The sequence below is a fragment of the Clostridium sp. UBA6640 genome (assembly GCF_002455975.1).
In the GTDB taxonomy this organism is placed as follows: domain Bacteria; phylum Bacillota; class Clostridia; order Clostridiales; family Clostridiaceae; genus Clostridium_J.
This window is the reverse complement of the sequence record NZ_DKLM01000158.1, coordinates 1-19,684: the sequence shown is the minus strand read 5'-3', so window position 1 is coordinate 19,684 and position 19,684 is coordinate 1. Positions and strand designations below refer to the sequence as shown.

15 protein-coding genes and 4 tRNA genes are annotated in these 19,684 nt (G+C 28.8%); 13 read left to right on the top strand and 6 right to left on the bottom strand.

Annotation, left to right across the window (positions count from 1 at the left end):
* Positions 1 to 129: 129 nt before the first annotated feature.
* Positions 130 to 1,011, bottom strand: coding sequence for a diacylglycerol/lipid kinase family protein (locus B2W91_RS18475; protein ID WP_291583591.1), 882 nt, complete (start codon positions 1,009 to 1,011; stop codon positions 130 to 132).
* Positions 1,012 to 1,230: 219 nt separating this feature from the next.
* Here B2W91_RS18475 and B2W91_RS18470 point away from each other — a divergent pair, with 219 nt between their 5' ends.
* From B2W91_RS18470 to proC, 6 genes are all read left to right on the top strand, one after another.
* A complete protein-coding gene (locus B2W91_RS18470; RefSeq protein ID WP_291583589.1) occupies positions 1,231 to 1,383 on the top strand; it encodes a hypothetical protein in 153 nt (50 codons plus the stop codon).
* A 236-nt stretch (positions 1,384 to 1,619) separates the two neighbouring features.
* A complete protein-coding gene (locus B2W91_RS18465) occupies positions 1,620 to 2,153 on the top strand; it encodes an FUSC family protein (protein ID WP_291583588.1) in 534 nt (177 codons plus the stop codon).
* Positions 2,154 to 2,576: 423 nt separating this feature from the next.
* Complete coding sequence (locus B2W91_RS18460) at positions 2,577 to 3,143, top strand: cupin domain-containing protein (protein ID WP_291583586.1); 567 nt, start codon at positions 2,577 to 2,579, stop codon at positions 3,141 to 3,143.
* A gap of 5 nt (positions 3,144 to 3,148) precedes the next feature.
* The gene (locus B2W91_RS18455) at positions 3,149 to 4,051 is read left to right on the top strand and encodes a trans-4-hydroxy-L-proline dehydratase activase (protein ID WP_291583584.1); all 903 of its coding nucleotides are present in this window, start codon (positions 3,149 to 3,151) and stop codon (positions 4,049 to 4,051) included.
* Positions 4,052 to 4,057: 6 nt separating this feature from the next.
* A complete protein-coding gene (gene hypD / locus B2W91_RS18450; protein ID WP_291583582.1) occupies positions 4,058 to 6,427 on the top strand; it encodes a trans-4-hydroxy-L-proline dehydratase in 2,370 nt (789 codons plus the stop codon).
* Between the two features lie 18 nt (positions 6,428 to 6,445).
* Positions 6,446 to 7,258, top strand: coding sequence for a pyrroline-5-carboxylate reductase (gene proC / locus B2W91_RS18445; protein WP_291583580.1), 813 nt, complete (start codon positions 6,446 to 6,448; stop codon positions 7,256 to 7,258).
* 442 nt (positions 7,259 to 7,700) lie between these two features.
* Here the strand turns inward: proC and B2W91_RS18440 are convergent, their stop codons facing one another.
* Entirely contained in the window at positions 7,701 to 8,612 is a 912-nt protein-coding gene (locus B2W91_RS18440) for a ribonuclease Z (RefSeq protein ID WP_291583578.1), read from the bottom strand.
* A gap of 288 nt (positions 8,613 to 8,900) precedes the next feature.
* Here B2W91_RS18440 and B2W91_RS18435 point away from each other — a divergent pair.
* From B2W91_RS18435 to B2W91_RS18405, 7 genes are all read left to right on the top strand, one after another.
* A tRNA-Arg gene (locus tag B2W91_RS18435) sits at positions 8,901 to 8,977 on the top strand.
* A 6-nt stretch (positions 8,978 to 8,983) separates the two neighbouring features.
* A tRNA-His gene (locus B2W91_RS18430) sits at positions 8,984 to 9,059 on the top strand.
* A gap of 46 nt (positions 9,060 to 9,105) precedes the next feature.
* Positions 9,106 to 9,180: transfer RNA gene (locus B2W91_RS18425), tRNA-Gly, on the top strand.
* A 4-nt stretch (positions 9,181 to 9,184) separates the two neighbouring features.
* Positions 9,185 to 9,258: transfer RNA gene (locus tag B2W91_RS18420), tRNA-Gly, on the top strand.
* A gap of 358 nt (positions 9,259 to 9,616) precedes the next feature.
* Positions 9,617 to 10,963, top strand: coding sequence for an MATE family efflux transporter (locus B2W91_RS18415; RefSeq protein WP_291583576.1), 1,347 nt, complete (start codon positions 9,617 to 9,619; stop codon positions 10,961 to 10,963).
* Positions 10,964 to 11,255: 292 nt separating this feature from the next.
* Complete coding sequence (locus B2W91_RS18410; protein WP_291583574.1) at positions 11,256 to 11,741, top strand: HIT family protein; 486 nt, start codon at positions 11,256 to 11,258, stop codon at positions 11,739 to 11,741.
* A gap of 53 nt (positions 11,742 to 11,794) precedes the next feature.
* Positions 11,795 to 12,595, top strand: a complete 801-nt coding sequence (locus tag B2W91_RS18405) for a GNAT family N-acetyltransferase (protein ID WP_291583572.1) — start codon at positions 11,795 to 11,797, stop codon at positions 12,593 to 12,595.
* 179 nt (positions 12,596 to 12,774) lie between these two features.
* Here the strand turns inward: B2W91_RS18405 and ftsH are convergent, their stop codons facing one another.
* The 4 genes from ftsH to spoIIE form a co-directional block, all read right to left on the bottom strand.
* Positions 12,775 to 14,550, bottom strand: coding sequence for an ATP-dependent zinc metalloprotease FtsH (gene ftsH / locus B2W91_RS18400; protein ID WP_291583570.1), 1,776 nt, complete (start codon positions 14,548 to 14,550; stop codon positions 12,775 to 12,777).
* 116 nt (positions 14,551 to 14,666) lie between these two features.
* Positions 14,667 to 15,206, bottom strand: coding sequence for a hypoxanthine phosphoribosyltransferase (gene hpt, locus B2W91_RS18395; protein ID WP_291583568.1), 540 nt, complete (start codon positions 15,204 to 15,206; stop codon positions 14,667 to 14,669).
* Positions 15,207 to 15,213: 7 nt separating this feature from the next.
* Positions 15,214 to 16,590, bottom strand: coding sequence for a tRNA lysidine(34) synthetase TilS (tilS, locus tag B2W91_RS18390; protein WP_291583566.1), 1,377 nt, complete (start codon positions 16,588 to 16,590; stop codon positions 15,214 to 15,216).
* Positions 16,591 to 16,758: 168 nt separating this feature from the next.
* A complete protein-coding gene (spoIIE, locus tag B2W91_RS18385; RefSeq protein ID WP_291583564.1) occupies positions 16,759 to 19,161 on the bottom strand; it encodes a stage II sporulation protein E in 2,403 nt (800 codons plus the stop codon).
* Positions 19,162 to 19,684: the final 523 nt, after the last annotated feature.

The window sequence follows — 19,684 nt, the reverse complement described above, 5'->3', positions numbered from 1 at the left end:
TTTTTCATTTTTAATTATTAATTCTTAATTTTCAAGGTGTTAAGCTATTTTTATAGAAAATTTATTTTCCCAGTATATTTTAAGTTTTTATATTATATGACTATAAAAGCGTGACTAAAAGTCACGCTTTTATAATGGTACAATAACCTTCATGCCATTTTCAATTAACTCAAACTCTGCTTCAGTTTGTCTGAAAAGTTCTCCATCAGCATTCAATATAAATTCTCTGTCGCCTTTAACAGTTATTTTCTTGCCATAGTAGTAATTTACTTCTTCTATGTTTTCAAGATCACCTTTTAGTGCTTTTGGGATAGATTTAAGTATAGTAAATAAATTTGGACGCTTTACGATACAAATGTCAAGTAGTCCATCTTTCATATCAGCTTTAGGTGCTATCATAACTCCTCCACCATAGCATTTTCCATTACATGCAGCTAATAAAAATGTTGACTCTTTTATATATTGTTCTCCGATTTTAATACTCATATTTATAGATTTAAAGTTAAAGGCTGTATAAATTATACTTAATATGTAGGCAAAGGAACTAGGAATAAATCTTCTATTTTTAAACATTCTAGCATTATAGACAACCTCAGCATCAAAACCTACAGAAGCTATATTAATAAAATATCTATCATTTGATTTAGCAAGGTCAATATAGTGTTCTTGTCCACTTATTAAGGAATCTAAAATATCTTCGAAATCTTTATTTTTATATAATGTTCTTACAAAGTCATTACCTGTACCTGTAGGGATGACACAAAGAACACTATCACTTCCAATTAAACCATTTAAAACTTCGTTGATGGTACCATCTCCACCAACTGCAAAAACCCTATATGTGCCCTTTGAAGTATACTCTTTAGCTATTTCTATAGCATGATTTTTATACTCGGTGATTTCTATAATATATTCTTCTTGTAAATCATCGAAGTACTCTTTAATTTTATCTATATATTCTAAAGAACGTCCTTTCCCTGCAATTGGATTAATTATAAATAAGTTTTTCATGATGTCCCCCTAATCTTTTATTTATAATTTATTTTAACTTAAATCATCAAGAGATACAATTTTTCATGCTATTTTAATAAATCATGAAATTTTAAGTCAAGTTAAAAATAATTTATGGATGAGAAAAAATAAAATATGATATCTATAGTAAAATATTAGGAATATTTTACTATAGATAAAGAAATAATAAGAATAAAAAGTAGATGGGAGTGTTTTTATATGGTGAAAAAGGCGGAGAAAGGTATGCATGAAAAAGCTATGAAGAAGGCTAGAAACCTTTTAGAACAAAGTGTAGGAATCACTGAAATCATGGATATTACTGGACTATCAGAAGAAGATATATTAAAAGAACAACAGAAAATGAGAAGATAAAAAGGCACCTTTTGTAGGTGCCTTTTAAAATGAAATTAATATTTAAAGATTTGTTTAAAAGAAATTATTCAGTAATTGTATTTATAAAGAATTTTAAGTAACCTGTTATAAAAAAATATGGTATTATAAAATAAATTATAATTTTTAAATTTAATATAAAGGATGTGAAAGAATAGGTTAGCATATGGATAGGTATTTTTCAAGAGTTTTGAGAGGGATTTTAAGGAGAATTATTGATGAAAAGAATAGGCATGAGAAATATTAAGACAGCATTATCTGTAGGACTATGTATAATTCTTTTAAGAATATTGAGGTTTGATTCACCTTTTTATGCTTGTATTGCAGCAGTTATAACAATGCAAACCACCGTTGAAAATTCTTTTCAAACTGGAAAGAATAGACTGATAGGGACAACTATTGGAGCTATTATTGGCATTATATTTTCTTATATTGCACCCCATAGCGGCATATTAACAGTAATAGGAGTGAGCTTAATTATATATATCACAAATATTCTTCATGAAAATAAATCTGCTAATATTGCTTGTGTAGTATTTTTAGCCATAATGATAAATCTTAAAACTATATCGCCACTTCAATATGGTATTAATAGATTTATTGAAACTGCTATTGGTATTATAGTAGCTGTAATTGTTAATAGATATATTTGTCCTTATAATATAATTAAAGATGAAAAGACAGAGAAGCTAAATAATGAAAATACTGAAATTATAGAGAATCACTCAAAAGAAGATAAAAATGCTAAATAAAGTTAGAATTTTAATATAAGATTTTTATTCATATAGATGTTATAATGTTTACATAAATAACATCTAATTATGCTTAAAATTGAGTTAATATATTTAATTTGTTAAAAATATAAGCTGCAGAATTTAGTTTATATGTATTAAAGTATAAAAATATGCTACTTTTAGTAAATATGTAGTGTATTTTAAAATACTAGAATAATTCAAGGATTATGTTTTTACATAATCCTTGTTTGATTTATGGTAATATTATAAAATATTTTTAATATATTTAAAAAGTAAGTATTAAAAGGGTATCTTGTTCACTATAATAAAAAATATAGTGAAAAATTTTATAAAACTATAGACAAGTTAATTAAGTTAGAGTATATTGATAATCAAGAATAGTGTTAAAAAATTCTGCAGTGATAATAAAGAGGTGCGAAGTTGAAAAAGGATATTGGAAATAAAATAAAAGAATTAAGAGCAAACAAGAAGATGACACTAAGGGAATTAAGTGAAGGTACAGGTCTATCTATTGGATTTTTATCGCAGCTTGAGAGGGGACTTACCAGTATTGCTACAGATTCATTGATGAAAATTGCAGAAGCTTTAGATGTAGATTTAAATTACTTTTTTTCAAGTCCAAAACGTAAACCAAGGATGATATTGAGAAGTTATGAAAAAGAGGTTTTTAAAATTGATAACAGTATGTTTATAAATTATAACTTAACTACTGATGGCCACGATAAAGAACTTTTACCAAGATTAATAGAAGTACTTCCTAATAATACGAACGAAAGCTTAAGTCAATATAAACATGAAGGAGAAGAGTTTATATATGTATTAGAAGGAACATTAACTTTATTTATAAATAATGAACAATATGACTTATATCCAGGAGATAGTGCTCATTATAGCTCATCAATTATGCATAATTATGCTAACTACACAAATAAGATGGTGAGAATTTTGGAAGTAAGTACTCCAAATCATTTTAAAGACAAGGAGTGATGTTATTGGAGAGCGCCTTAATAACAAACATACAAAAGTGTTCAGTACACGATGGTCCTGGAATACGTACTACTGTATTTTTTAAGGGGTGTCCATTAACTTGTTTATGGTGCCATAATCCTGAAACACAAAGATATACAAAAGATATTATGTACAGCAATGAAAAATGTTCACTTTGTGGGCAATGTGAAAAAAGATGTCCTAATAAGGCTATTTCAATTAGTGAAAAAATAGTATGCACAAATCTAGAAAAGTGTGACTTTTGCGAAAAATGTATGGATTTTTGTGTAAATAATGCTAGAGAAGTTATAGGTAAAGAATATACAGTAGAAGAATTAATTAAAGAAGTAGATAAAGATAAGATTTTTTATGAGCAATCTGGTGGCGGAGTTACTTTATCTGGTGGAGAAGTGATGATGCAAATTGAGTTTGTAGAAGCATTTGTAAAAAGATGTAGAGATAAAGGTATATCCGTGGTAGTAGATACCTGTGGATATACAAGTTTTGAGAATTATAAAAGAATATTAGACTATGTAGATATATTTTTATATGACCTAAAATTAATTAATTCACAAAAGCATGAGAAGTTTATAGGAAAGCCAAATAAGCTTATAATAGAGAATTTACAAAAGCTTTGTGAATATGGAGCAAAGATTAATATAAGAATACCACTCATTGAAGGAGTTAATACTGATGAGGACAACATCAATGAAACAATAAAATTTCTCCAAAGTTTAAACATTAAAGAAGTAAATTTATTACCATACCATGATATTGGCATGCACAAATATACAAAGCTTAATATGTTCTATAAACAAGAACATATGTCAAAGCCTAGCGAGAAAAAAGTTGAAGAAATTAAAAAGGTTTTTGAAAAGTATAATTACCATGTTAAAATTGGAGGTTAAAATATTATGGAAAGAGGTATAAATAAAAGGGTCAAGAAATTGAGAGGACAAAGTACAACTATAGCTCCACATATTTCTATTGAAAGGGCGAGGTTATTTACAGAAGCTTATAAAAAATATGAAGGCTCAGTTGAAACTCCTATTTTAAGAGCATTAGCTTTTAAATATTTTATGGAAAACAGGGAGCTTTGTATAAATGAAGATGAATTAATAGTTGGAGAAAAAGGCCAAGGGCCTCAAAGTGCACCAACTTTTCCGGAACTTTGTTGTCACACCATGGAAGATTTAGAGGTTATGAATTCAAGAGAGAAAATATCTTTTAATGTTAGTGATGAAGTTAGAAAAACACAGGAAGAATTAATTATTCCATATTGGTGTAACCGTTCAATAAGAGAAAAAATATTAGCTAATATGACAGCAGAGTGGAAGGCTTGTTATGAAGGTGGATTATTTACAGAATTTATGGAGCAGAGAGCACCAGGGCATACCGTTGCTGATGGAAAAATATATATAAAAGGATTTTTAGATTTTAAAGAAGATATAAAAAAATCTATTGAAAAGATAGACTATAAAAATGATAAAAAAGCATTTGATAAGAAAATAGAGCTTGAAGCGATGGCTATATGTTGTGATGCTATAATTATATATGGAAAGAGATATGCTAAATATGCAAGGGAACTTGCTAATAAAGAAACTAACGAAAATAGGAAATTAGATTTATTAATAATTGCAGAAAATTGTGATATGGTTCCAGCTCATGCACCAAAAACTTATCATCAAGCATTGCAAATGTATTGGTTCGTTCATGTTGGTGTGACCACTGAACTTAATATTTGGGATGCATTTTCTCCAGGAAGATTGGATCAACACATTTATCCATTTTATGAAAAAGAGTTAGAAGAGGGAAAAATAACCTATGAAAGAGCAAGAGAACTATTAGAGTGTTTTTGGATTAAGTTTAATAATCAGCCAGCACCACCAAAAGTTGGAATAACACTAAAAGAAAGTGGTACCTATACAGATTTTGTTAATATTAATACAGGTGGAATTACTGAAGAAGGATATGATGGAGTTAATGATATAAGCTATCTAATTTTAGATGCCATGGATGAGATGAAATTATTGCAGCCAAGTTCAAATGTTCAAATCAGTAGAAAAACCCCTAATAAGTTTTTAAGAAGGGCTTGCGAAATATCTAGAAGAGGATGGGGACAGCCAGCTTTCTATAATACTGAAGCAATAGTTCAAGAACTTATGGAAATGGGAAAATCAATTGAAGATGCTAGACAAGGTGGATCAAGTGGTTGTGTTGAAACAGGAGCTTTCGGAAAAGAATCTTATAATTTAACTGGATATTTAAATATACCTAAAATTCTCCAATTAACATTATATAATGGTTTTGATAAAATATCTGGTAAGCAAATTGGGTTAGAGCTTGGATATGCCGAAGATTTTAAAACTTTTGATGAGCTATTTGAAGTTTTTAAAAACCAGTTGCATTATATTATTGATATAAAAGTTCAAGGGAGTAATGTAATTGAAGCTATATATGCAAAACATATGCCTTCACCATTTTTATCAATAATAATTGATGATTGTATATCAAAAGGTGCAGATTATAATGATGGTGGAGCTAGATATAATACAAGTTATATTCAAGGAGTTGGAATAGGAACAGTTACTGACTGTTTAACTTCAATAAAATATAATGTATATGATAAAAAAAGAATTGACATGAAAGAGCTTATTAAAGCTATGGATAACAATTTTAATGGATATGAAGCTATTCACAATATAGTTTTAAATAAAACTCCTAAATATGGTAATGATGATGACTATGCAGACAGTATAATGAAAGATATATTTATGTCTTTTTACAAAGAAGTAGCAGGAAGATCAAATGTTAAAGGGGGAGTTTATAGAATAAATATGCTTCCTACAACTTGTCATGTTTATTTTGGAGAAGTAATGGGAGCTAGTGCAAATGGACGGCTCAAATCCAAACCTCTTTCAGAGGGGATTTCACCAGAAAAAGGTGCTGATAGAAATGGGCCAACAGCTGTTATAAAGTCAGCAGCTAAAATGGATCATTTAAAGACGGGAGGAACATTATTAAATCAAAAGTTTACTCCATCTGTTGTCAGTGGAAATGAAGGTCTTGAAAATATGTCTTCATTGATTAGAGCTTATTTTAATATGGATGGGCATCATATTCAATTTAACGTTATAGATAGAAAAACTTTAATAGATGCTCAAAATAATCCTGAGGAGCATAAAGATCTTATTGTTAGAGTTGCTGGTTATAGCGATCATTTCCATAATTTAAGTAAAGTACTTCAAGATGAAATTATTGAAAGAACAGAACAAAGTTTTTAGTGAAAGTGAGGACTAAATATGAATAAGACAATTGGATTTATTGGTTCAGGAAACATGGGAAAAGCTATGATTGGTGGGATAATTAAATCAAAGCTTGTAGAGCCAATAAAAGTTATAATTTCTGATTTAGATCAGAAGAAATTAGATGCTATACACAATGAATTTGGAGTTTTAACTACTACAGATTCTAAGGAAGTAGCAAAAAAGGCAGATATAATTATTTTAGCAGTTAAGCCAAATATTTATGATATAGTGATGGAATCTATAAAAGAGGATATCACTAAAGAAAAATTGGTAGTAACTATAGCAGCAGGCAAAACTATAGCAGATATAGAGGAGATTTTAGGCGAAGATACTAAAATTGTTAGAACTATGCCAAATACTCCAGCCTTAGTTAATGAAGGAATGTCAGTGTTGTGTGCTAATAAAAATACTACAGAAGAAGAATTAAAAGAAGTTAAAAGTATATTTGATAGCTTTGGACAATCAGAAATACTTCCAGAGTATTTAATAGATGCGGTTATAGGTGTTAGTGGCTCAGCACCAGCTTATGTTTTCATGTTTATAGAAGCTATGGCTGATGGAGCAGTTATAGGCGGAATGCCAAGAGATAAGGCCTATAAGTTTGCAGCACAAGCGGTTTTAGGATCAGCAAAGATGGTTTTAGAAACAGGGAAACATCCAGGAGAGCTTAAAGATATGGTCTGTTCTCCAGGAGGAACAACTATAGAAGCAGTTAGAACTTTAGAGTCAAAAGGCCTAAGAACAGCAGTAATAGAAGCAATTGTTGACTGCATGAATAAATCTAAAGAAATGACTAAGAGATCTTAATCATTAATTCTTAATTTTTAAGGTAGTTTATATATATAGGATTCCTTAATAAAAATTTTTTTCTATGAATGAAAGATACGAATTATGGTTAAAACTTCATGGTTAAGATCTTTGAAGTTTTTTAAAAATAAACTTCATTTTAAGAAATTCACCTTTAGTGAATNNATTCTTCATTATTAATCCTTAATTTCTAAAGGGCTAATCTGTTTTTATAGAAAAATTATTTTCCAGAGTATATATTAAGTTTTTATATTGTATCCCTATGGTAAGTATGGAAATTTACTTTATTCCAAGGGACAATTTATTGATATTCTTAAAGTGGTAGTTAGCTATCACTTTATTTTTTTGCATTTTGCACATTTTAAAAACAATTTTATTACAAAAATAAAATACAGCTAAATAACTTAGTAATATAAATAATGTATAACTTTATGAAAATTTTTTATTGATCCTCAAAATGTAATGTTTTTTTTATTCTGTCTTCGCCTAAAATTGTATTATCAAATATATCTTTTGCTATATATAAATATTCTTCTGGATTTATCATGCTAGGACTAAAATGAGTTAACCACAGTTCTTTTACATTTGCAGATTTAGCTAAATGTGCAGCTTCTGAGAATAACATATGTTTATTAGAAAGTGCTTTTTCTAAATAACTATCATCTCCATACATACCTTCACAAATAAAAAGATCTGAGTTTTTAGAAAGTATTTCAAGATTAGTACAGGGCCTAGTATCAGTGGCATAACAAATCTTTATTCCCTTTCTTTCCTCTCCTAATACCATTTCATTACTATAGCATATCCCATTAAAAAATACTTTTTCTTCATTTTGTAATTTGCTCCACAGGTCTTTAGGAACTTTGTTTTTTGTTGCCTTTATAGGGTCAAAGCGTCTTTTGCGTTTTATATAAAAAGAATAACCATTACAAGAAGTGGTATGATCTAAAGAACTAGTGTATATAATAAAATCTTCAAAATTAAAAGCTTCTCCATTTTCATTAGTCTCTATAAGATTAATTTCATAAGGGAGAATAGGAAAGAGTACAGAGAGACCTAATATAACCTCTTTCAGCCCCAGAGGACCTATTATAGTTAATGGTTCTTGTCGACCAGAATTAGCTATAGTTAAAAGAAGTCCAGGAAGTCCTATTACATGATCTCCATGAAAATGAGTAATGCATATTATATCAATAGATTTAAAACCTGTTCCTACCATTTTCATTGATACTTGAGTACCTTCACCGCAATCTATTAATATTTTACGACCTTTAATATTTAGTAAAAGAGCGGTTAAGCTTCTATCTGGAGTAGGGAGATTACCACCACAACCTAAAAGTAAAACATCTATCAAAGTATCACCTACTTTTTAATTAATTTTAGTATGCAAAATTATTATAACCAATACTATAATAATATAATATTGGCTATACTATTTATATAGGAATTAAAAAATACTTTTTAGTTTTACTTTACAACTTTATGCAATGGAGAACTGGCAATTAGTAGAGTATAATTTGCTCAAATATAATATCTTTTTAAGTTTAAATTAAATTTTTAAAAAAACTTTGCAAAAAATACTTGCACAATTTTTCTAGCTATGGTATTATAATCTTCGTCGGCAGTAGTCGACAAGATACATGCGTTTTTAGCTCAGCTGGATAGAGCAACGCCCTTCTAAGGCGTGGGCCAGGGGTTCGAATCCCTTAAAACGCACCAAATATGGTGGCCGTAGTTCAGTTGGTAGAGCACCAGGTTGTGGCTCTGGGTGTCGTGGGTTCGAATCCCATCGGTCACCCCATATTTAAGATAAGTACAAGCTATTGGATAAGTATTAATATTATTATGCGGGAGTGGCTCAGTGGTAGAGCGTCACCTTGCCAAGGTGAACGTCGCGAGTTCGAATCTCGTCTTCCGCTCCAATATGCGGGTGTAACTCAATGGTAGAGTGCTAGCCTTCCAAGCTAGTTACGAGGGTTCGATTCCCTTCACCCGCTCCAAAAAAATAGTCAAATATGACTATTTTTTTATTGCGTAAAAAATACTTTATTGAAATGTATTAGAATTTTGTAGAGATTAATAACTAATTCGTAATTTTAATAAAATATAATGTATAAATAGCTTATAATATGAGTACTGCAGATATAAATAATTAATCATTTATATTTTTAAAACTAATTTAGAGAAACATTAGATTTTTTTAATTTGAAATTCACTTAACTTTGTATTAACATCTTATATAGTGTGTCTTACTTATTTTAAGAAGAATAGTTGAAATATTTGTTATAGTTAGTATGTTAGAGGTAAAATTTATCTATAAATCGTTAATATTAATAAGTAGCCAAAGGAGAAAATATAATGGGAAATGATTTGATAAAAAATAATACACTAAGTCTTTTCTTTAAATTTGTTATACCATCAATAATAGGAATATTAGTAAACTCTCTTTATTTAATAATTGATGGAATATTTATAGGACGTGGTGTAGGAGAGCTTGCACTTGCTAGTATTAATCTTATATTTCCAGCAGCATGTGTAAATATGGCAATTGGTTCTCTATTTGGAACAGGTGCAGCGACCTTAATATCTATACGACTTGGTGAGAACAAGAAGGAAGAATCTAAAAATATATTGGGAACATCCATTTTAGCTATGATTTTAGTTTCAGCTTTTATATCTTTAATGGGATTAATGTTTTTAGAACCGATAATGAGATTTCTAGGAGCAGAAGGAGAAGTCTTAAAATTAAGTAAGCAATATGGAACTATATTATTTTTAATAGCACCTTTTCATGTAATAGCTACTGGATTAAATCCTATTACAAGATCAGATGGAAATCCTAAATTATCCATGAACATACTTATCATTGCTTCAATTTTAAATGGATTTTTAGATTGGTTATTTGTTATTAAATTAAATCTAGGAATTATAGGTGCAGGATGTGCTACAGCTAGCGGTATAATAGGATCTTCCGTATATCTTCTATCCTATTTCTTTAGTAAACAGGCTAATGTTAGGATTAAATTATCTCATTTAAAAATAAAGATAAATATTCTAAAAGAAGCTTGTGTCTCAGGTTTTATGTCTTTTGCTATGCAGGCAGCTTTAGGATCTATAATATTTATTCAAAATCAAATATTGTTAAGCTACGGTACAACTTTAGATGTATCAATATTTGCTATTGTGGGATATATTTCCATAATGTTTATTCAAATATTATATGGAATAGCGCAAGGAATACAACCTATTATAGGATATAATTATGGTGCAAAGGAACATGGGAGGGTTAAAGAAATACTAAAAATCAGTTTAATAGCAGATGTTATTTTTGGAAGTGCTACATTTATATTTGTATATATTTTTTCACATAAATTAGTAGGTATTTTTAATAGTAATCCAGAAGTTATTAAGTTAGCATCTAAAAGACTTATTATTTATTTGGCATCCATGCCCACAGTTGGAATAGTAATAACCTTTGCAAGTTATTTTCAAGCAACTAAGCGAAATTTATTTGCTAATATAATTTCTGTAGGACGTTCTTTTGTACTTCTAATACCTATATCGCTTATTTTACCTTACTTTATGGGAGTAGATGGAGTATTTTTAGCACCAGTAGTAGCTGATTATATAGGTTTAGTAGCTACAATAATAATTTGTTTAAATTTAAAGAGTAGCAAAGATAATAGAAACAATTTAGCAGCATAAATTAAAATAATTCTCAATGAAAAATGTGCAATCATGATTGAAATTAATTCTTTAAGAATTAATTTCTTTATTTTTTGGAAAGATAATTCTAATCAGCATAAATGGGAAATGCACCTAGAGGATAAAGAAAATGTAAGAATTAAAATAGTCAATGAGACCTAAGATGGAGAAACTATAAGTGAAGAGATAAACTTATTAAGGGAATATATATTATAAAAACATATTATTGTGATTATAAATGTTAATATAAGAATAGGAGTAAAAATTGTAATTAGACAAGGGGGATGGATTGATGAGGAAAATTACATTGGCTAATAATAAAACCATCGAAGTGGAATGTCTAAGTTGTGCTATTACAAGTGGAGAGATTGAGCCTGATGGAGGAACAATTATTGAAACAGAATTTTTTCATGCACATCAAGATGTGGCATATCCTATAGAAGGATTAGTTATATTAGCTTCAAAAAGACATATTAAATGTTTTGATGAATTAACAGAAGAAGAAAAAATTGACTATATAACACTGTTAACAAAAATTAGAGAAGCTCAGAGGAAGGTATTGGATATCGAATATGTGTATTATTTCTATAATGAAGATACTACTCATCATTTCCACACTTGGATGGTTCCAAGGTATAAGTGGATGTATAACTTTGGACACTCTGTTCAATCTCTAAGACCAGCATTATTACATGCACGAGATAATTTAAATTCTGAGGAGAATTTAACTAAAGTAATTGAAGCAATTAATAATCTTAAAAATTATTTAAATACTTAAGGGTGTTTAGTGGTTATTTAAATACATTTAAAAGCTTATTAAGGAGAAATTAAATGATAAATTTTAAAAAATTAAATTCAGTAAAAGATATTTTACCTTTAAGGAAACAATACTATAATAGTCTTTTAAGGTCTATGGAAGATTATCATGATATTGTGCACATTATTACGGCAAGTTATTTTGGAGTATATTCAAATGATGTGTTAATAGGATATTATTCAATTAGTAATAATAATAATTTATTATCTCAATTTTATATAATTGATGAATATAAAACTTTAAATGAAAAAGTTTTTTCAATGATAATTGAGGAAAAATCTATAGAAGGCGCTATTGTATGTAGTATTGAACCTATTTTCTTATCCTTAGCTATGGGAGTTGCTAAAGAGATAAGCATTGATTCTTACCTGTTTTATGACTTTAATCTTAATGGTCTTATGAAAAAATATGACAGTCTAAATTTTATACTCGCTAAAGGAGAGCAAATTGAGAAAATTAAAGTATTTTATATGAAAAACTTGGAGGAGAAAGATGAAAGCATAGATAGTTATTTACTAGGATTAGTAGCTAATGATGAATTATTTGTACTTTGTGATGGCAACGAAATTTTAGGAGTTGGAGAATATCGTAAAAGTAATATCTTTCCCGGGACTGTTAATTTAGGAATAGTTGTGAATAAATCTTATAGAAATAGAGGGTATGGAAGCTATATCATGTACAAGCTTCTAGAAAAAAGCATTACAAGAGGGCACAAGGCAATTTGTTCCTGTGATTTTGATAATATAGCATCCAATAAAGCTTTAGTTAAAGCTGGATTTATTTCAAGACATAAGGTTTTTAAGGTGATTTTTTAATCATATATCTTTAGAAAGAATATAATTAGAACTATTGAATTTAAAATTGAGTAATTGTAGGGGAGAACAGTGTTCTCCAGAAAACTTAAATCGGTTTCTATTATCATACATTTACAAGCATAAAAGCCTAGAAAATATATTTTCTAGGCTTTTATTAAGAGAGATGATGAACTGCGAATCTATATAAAATTAGTTGCTGACAAAATTTCTTCGTAAGAAAGCTTTTCTTTAATCAATAATGAATTAGTTAAAGCTTCTAACTTAGACTCTTCTTTTAATAGTATAGATTTTACTTCTTCATAAAGGCTATCAACAGTAGATTTACATTCGTCTAATATATCTTTAGAACTTGATCCTTGAAGCGGACTAGGCATTTCTGAAAGTCTTAGAAGACCTAAAGATTCACCCATACCATACTCAGCAATCATATTATAAACCATATTAGTAGTTTGTTTTAAATCATTATAAGCACCTGTAGTAATCTTTTCTTTCCCGAAAATTATTTCTTCGGCAGCACGTCCACCTAAAAGTACCATTATTTTTTTCTTTAAATAGTCTAGGTTTTGATATGCACTATCTACAGGTAAGCTTAGAGTATATCCTCCAGCACCTTTAGAAGTAGGAATTATAGTAACCTTAGATACTTTTTCCTCTGGTAACTTTAACAATGAGATTAAAGCATGTCCAGCTTCGTGATAAGCAGTAATTTTTCTATCTTCTTCTTTAATAGCAGATTTATCAATTTTTTCATAACCTGCAAGAACTATAGAAAATGCAGTATCTATATGTTCATTAGTGATATATCCAATATCTTCTTTACAAGCTAATATAGCTGCTTCATTTATTAAGTTTTCGAGTTTAGCACCAGAAAAATATGAAGTTCTATGAGCCAGATCTAAGATATCTATATCTTTATGAGGTTTATTTTTTAAATGAAGTTTAATTATTTTTTCTCTAGCACTTACATCAGGTAATGCAACTTCAATATGTCTATCAAATCTACCTGGTCTTAAAAGCGCAGGGTCTAATATATCAGGTCTATTTGTTGCAGCAACCATGATAATTCCTTCATTTACTCCGAAACCATCCATTTCAACAAGTAATTGGTTAAGAGTTTGCTCTCTCTCATCATGACCTCCGCCAAGTCCTGCTCCCCTTTGTCTACCCACAGCATCAATCTCATCTATAAATATAATACATGGAGAGTTTTTCTTTGCTTGTTCAAATAAATCTCTTACTCTTGAAGCTCCCACTCCTACGAACATTTCAACGAAGTCAGAACCAGAAATACTAAAGAATGGTACTCCTGCCTCTCCAGCTACAGCTTTTGCAAGCAATGTTTTACCTGTTCCTGGAGGTCCTACTAAAAGAACTCCTTTAGGTATTCTTGCACCTACTTCTATATATCTCTTAGGATTTTTTAAGAAATCAACAATCTCTTCTAATTCTTCTTTTTCTTCATCTTCACCAGCTACATCTTTAAATGTAACCTTCTTTTTATCTGGTGTAGCCATTTTGGCTCTGCTCTTACCAAAATTCATAACTCCACGGTTTCCACCGCCACCTCCACCAGACTGCTGCATAAACATTCCCCAAAATGCTACAAGCATTATTATAATTAAGAATGTTGGAAGCATTTGAATCCAGAATGGAATACTTGTTGGTGGTGTAAAATCAACCACTGCAGTTTTGCTTGGATGATCTTTTCTTAAATCTTTGAAGTCATCCCTTGGTAAAGCTGTATTATATTGTGTTCCATCATCTAATTCCCCTACTATTGTTACATTATCTTCCCTCATAGTAGCGGTTTTAACTTTATCTTCTCTCCAATATTTTTCAAATTTATCAGCACTAATCTTAGCTACATTTCCACCATCTTTAAATAGTGTTAATGCCGAAAAGATTACAAGACATAAAACTAACAACCAGGCCGTTGCACTTGAAAATTTTTTCACTAAAGGCCCCCCTCTCTTTCTAGTTATGATTTTCTAAAATTCTAACATATGAAATATTATATCATAAAGAATATAATATTAAATCTTACTGTGAATAATAACTCATTATAATTATTCTACTTTTTATATACACTTTCCTTTAAAATAGCTACATATGGTAAATTTCTGTATTTTTCAGCATAATCTAATCCATATCCAACTAAAAAATAATCTGGAACGTCAAATCCTAAGTATTTAACTTCCATTTCTTCTTTTCTTCTTTCAGGTTTATTTAATAAACATACTATTTCAAGACTTTCAGGGTTTCTAGCACCTAAGTATTTCATTAAATATTTCAATGTAATTCCTGAGTCAATTATATCCTCAACTATTAATACATGTTTTCCTTTAAGCTCAAAATCTAAATCTTTCAGTATTTTAACTATACCTGAGCTTTCTGATGAATTTCCATAGCTAGATACTGCCATAAAATCCATTATACAAGGTATTTTTATTTCTTTTAAAAGATCTGACATAAATATCACAGATCCTTTTAATATTCCTAGCACTAATAAATCTTTCCCTTTATAGTCTTCGGTTATTCTAGTTGCTAATTCTTTTATTTTTTCTTTAATTTGCTCTTCTGTTAATAATACATCTTTTATATCATTATACATAAAATTCCTACCTTTCTATACATATCTGTAAAATTCTTTCTGTATTATTGTCAACTTTAAATTTCTCACTTATTCTATAACCCACTATCCATCCAATTTCATCTCCAAAGCAAATCAATGGAATAATATCTCTTTCATGCCTAGGTACTTTAAGATCAATAAATAAATCTTTTAACTTTTTACTTCCCTTCATTCCTAGAGATGTAAATCTATCTCCATCTTTTCTATACCTTAATACTATATTATCCTTAACTTTATCAAAATCAAAATATTTTGCCATATCAGAATCCGTTAGATTAATATCATTATTCTTATGAAAAATTTTAGTTATAATTTTTATATGTAACTTTTCACAATAAAACTCATCATTAAATGGTATCATTTCATGAACATTAGTATTATGATCTTTTATTTCCTTATATATATGTATATCTTTATAAACATTATCAACCATTAAGCTATCAGGTAACATAATCGTCTTTCCAGTGTTTTGATTATAAAGCTTAATTATGTCAATAATGTGACTGTTTTCGATATTATATAAATCACCTTTAATTTGGAGAATTGCTTTTCTTAATACTCTTGTGATAATAGTTTTATGTTCCCTAAAAGCATCTTTATATATTATAACTCTATCGCCTTTTCTATAACAGTATTTTTTAAATATTTCATCAGATATTTCTTCAAGATAATCACTATCTTCTCTAATAATATTTGACATTCTATTTAAGGTATGGATTATATCTTTATTAAAATTATTTTCCATATACGGAATAAGCTCAAGCCTAATTTTGTTTCTAGCATAAATATTCTCAAAATTAGTTTTATCTATTGCTGCTGGAAGTTCATTTTCCTCGCAATATTTTTCAATTTCCTTTCTTGTTATCTCAATAAGCGGCCTTATAAATATATTATCCCTAACCGGCCTAATCCCTACTAAGCCTTCTATACCTGTACCTCTCATCATACGCATTAATACAGTTTCCGCTTGATCATTTAAATTATGGGCAATGGCAATTTTATTACAATCATATTTTTTCATAAGCTCGTCAAAAAACTCATATCTAGCTTCTCTCCCAGCTAACTCATGAGATATATTTTTTATTTTTGATAATTGATTAATATCAACCCTTTTAACAAAACATAAAATTCCTAGCTCATCACAATATTTTTCACAAAGCTCCTCATCTTTATATGCATCGTTCCCTCTTAAAAGATGATTTACATGAGCTGCATAAATAGTTATATTTAGTTTATTCTTTAAAGTATGCAAAATATGCAATAATGATATAGAATCTGGTCCACCAGATAATGCAATTATTATTCTATCACCATCATTAATCATATTATTTTCCGCTATAGTTTTTAAAACTTTATCTTTCAACTTTTTACCACTTCCTAGAATACCATATTCATTACCTCATATTATCATATATTACCCTTTAATAAAAGAAAAATATCATTAAATATTTCTAACTTCTTAAATTAAAGAGCTATAAAAAAATGAAGAAATGTAAAAATACTCCACTTTACAATTCTTCATTTTTATAATCTAACTATACAGGTTGTACACTTTCGATACCAATACAGTCATGTCATCCTTAACCTTGTTTTTGCTTATCTTCTTCGCCTCCTCTATTATTCCTTCTGCTAGATCGCCTATATTTGTATCATCATTTCTTATCATATAATCTAAAATCCAATCCACTCTTCCTGAAGGTTCTACATCAAGTATACCGTCACTTGCCATCACTATTAAATCGCCATGAGATACAGATTTTTTATGTCTTTCTATATCAGCTTTATCAAGCACACCTATTGGTAAGCTCTTTGATTTTATTATATCAATGGTGTCATCAGATTTTATAAAACTAGCAACTGCCCCTACCTTCATAAAGTCTATTTCGCCTGTATATAAATCTATGCTACTTAAATCTACTGTTGAAAATTTTTCCTCCTCACAGAATTTTAAAGTCATAATAGAATTCACCGTGTTTATAGCTGTAGTTTTACTAAATCCTGCATGAGTAAATTTTTCTATTAACTCTACTGCTGCTTCGCTTTCTCGTCCAGCTTGTGGTCCTGATCCCATACCGTCGCTAATAAGCATCATATAATTACCATTAGCATATTTACCAAAACTAAAGCTATCTCCATGTATATTAAATCCTTCTTTACTTGCCTTTGCTACATGAGTTACAACCTTAAACTTAGGCGCTTCTTCTAAAACAATAGTACACTTATTAGTTTCAGGATTTATATAACATGCATCATCATTAATAATCATATTTTTTCCCACAGCTTCATTAATTATAGGAAGAATTTCTTTTCCATACATATCAATTGAAGCATACTCTGATGATGAAATTCTAATTATTAACCTCCTTTTTTTATCCTCAATGGAAAATACATCATCATATTCTATATAATTTTTATCAAATAATTTTATTATGTTTCTTTCCACTTCTCCATCCATTTTAATCTCTTCATTAAAGTCTTTCACTAATTCTTCAACAGATTGGGCCATATTGTTTATTTGACTTGCTAAAAGTTCCCTGCCTTCACTTAATCTAGTTCTCCACATTTCACTTATAATATGTTTGTTTACCACATCCTCAACATTTCTTATTAGCGCACCTTTTCTAAGACACTTTCTTTCTAATTCAAATGGAAATTTATTTATTTTTTTCTGCTCATTTTCTATAAGTTCAGCAAATGCACTATAAGTTACATGATGTTCTCTAGCCCAGCATATACAATTAGTATTGCAATCATTACATACCCTACTTGCCAAATTTTCTACTAAGGCACTACTTTTACTTTGAAGTGCAAGCTTATCATTGTCTACTAAATTAGTTAGTATTTTTGACATATTTGTAAGTACATCTGAAAAGTTATCAAGTCTTCCTAAATACATATTTCTTATATTATTTAAATAATTTCTATCTAAACTTTGCTTTTTCTTTTCAGAATTTATTTCTGCTGATACACGTTCATATATATTAGTAGGCATCATTAAAAATATACCCACTGACAAAATCCCTTCTATTATAATAAAGCTATTTGACATTATCATATTAGAAGTTGACATATAAACTTTAACTATGGAAAATGTTACTAAAAATGCTAATGACACAAATATCCTTCCAGCATCTTTAAAAGCCCCTGCTACAAGCCCACAAATCCCTAGTACACTTACATATAATAATAAATATTCGTTGCTCATTCCTATAATAGCACCCATAGCTATTCCTGATGCAGCTCCTATTGCACTTCCACTTATGTAGCTAAATATTATTACTATTGCCAATGCCAATACATTTGTAAGAGAAATGTTAAATATTTTAATTCCCCAAGTTCCTGCTACAACTACTGAGAATAATAAGGACATGCAAATTATTTCTTCATTACTAAATAAATGTTTTGTTTTTAATTCTTCAAAGCATGAATTACTTATATTCAGAATAAAATATATTGGGAAGATACAAAAAATATTTGTAAAAGTTGAAATTAATGACACTGAAAAGCCATATTGATTTATTAAAATGCTATAAGCAAAAATTGATACGGTAACAGTAATAGCTAGTACAACTTTTTTCAACTTACTTTCCACAGTATCTCCTAAAACCATAGAAAGAAAAGTTAATAATGGAACCAATACAAAATACATATTTATATCTTTAACATGATTCTGCATGGTAATATACCCTAACAAGCTGCCAAAAGCAGATAATAAAGATATTTTATTGTCCTCTTTCATTAGTATGACTAATAAAAATGCAATCCCAAATGGTGCTGTATTATTTATAATCATTGTTCTACTAATGAAAAAGCATAAAAAAAACAATGTTCCTGTTTTTATAATCAATTTTCTACTGCTTTGTTCTTCTTTAATTTGTTTTTCCTTTGTATTTTTAATTCTTTTATATGGAATTATCTCTGCACCATATTGCATTTTATAACCACCTACCCCTTAAATTTGTAAGTTAATTATAACAAAGGGTTCTGGAAATAAATGTCACTTAATGGAATGAGATTATAAAATCTTTATGACATCAAAATGTATATTTTTACCAATTTTTAACCAGAAGCTTTTCTTTTACACAATTACCATTTTATACCATAACTTACTATTTTCAAAGAATTACTATATTTTTTTATCCACAATTCTCATATTTTTATCTTTCAATATGTTGATAACTTTTATAGTTAAAGCTGTCGTTATGGATAACTTTATAATAAAATTTGAAAGAATTTTTATTATAATAAATGGAATATTTTATTGAATTGATAATAAGGTACTTATAATTTTATTTTTGAATCATTTAAATTTCTACGTTATACAATTGAGAATGAGGAATTATTAGGACTTCTCTTATAAAAGAGAATTTTTTAATTGATTTTTTCAAGTGAGGCAGTCTCTTCATAGTATTAGTTGAATTTATTGATGTTGTTCCAAACTATACTGCACCTCAGGG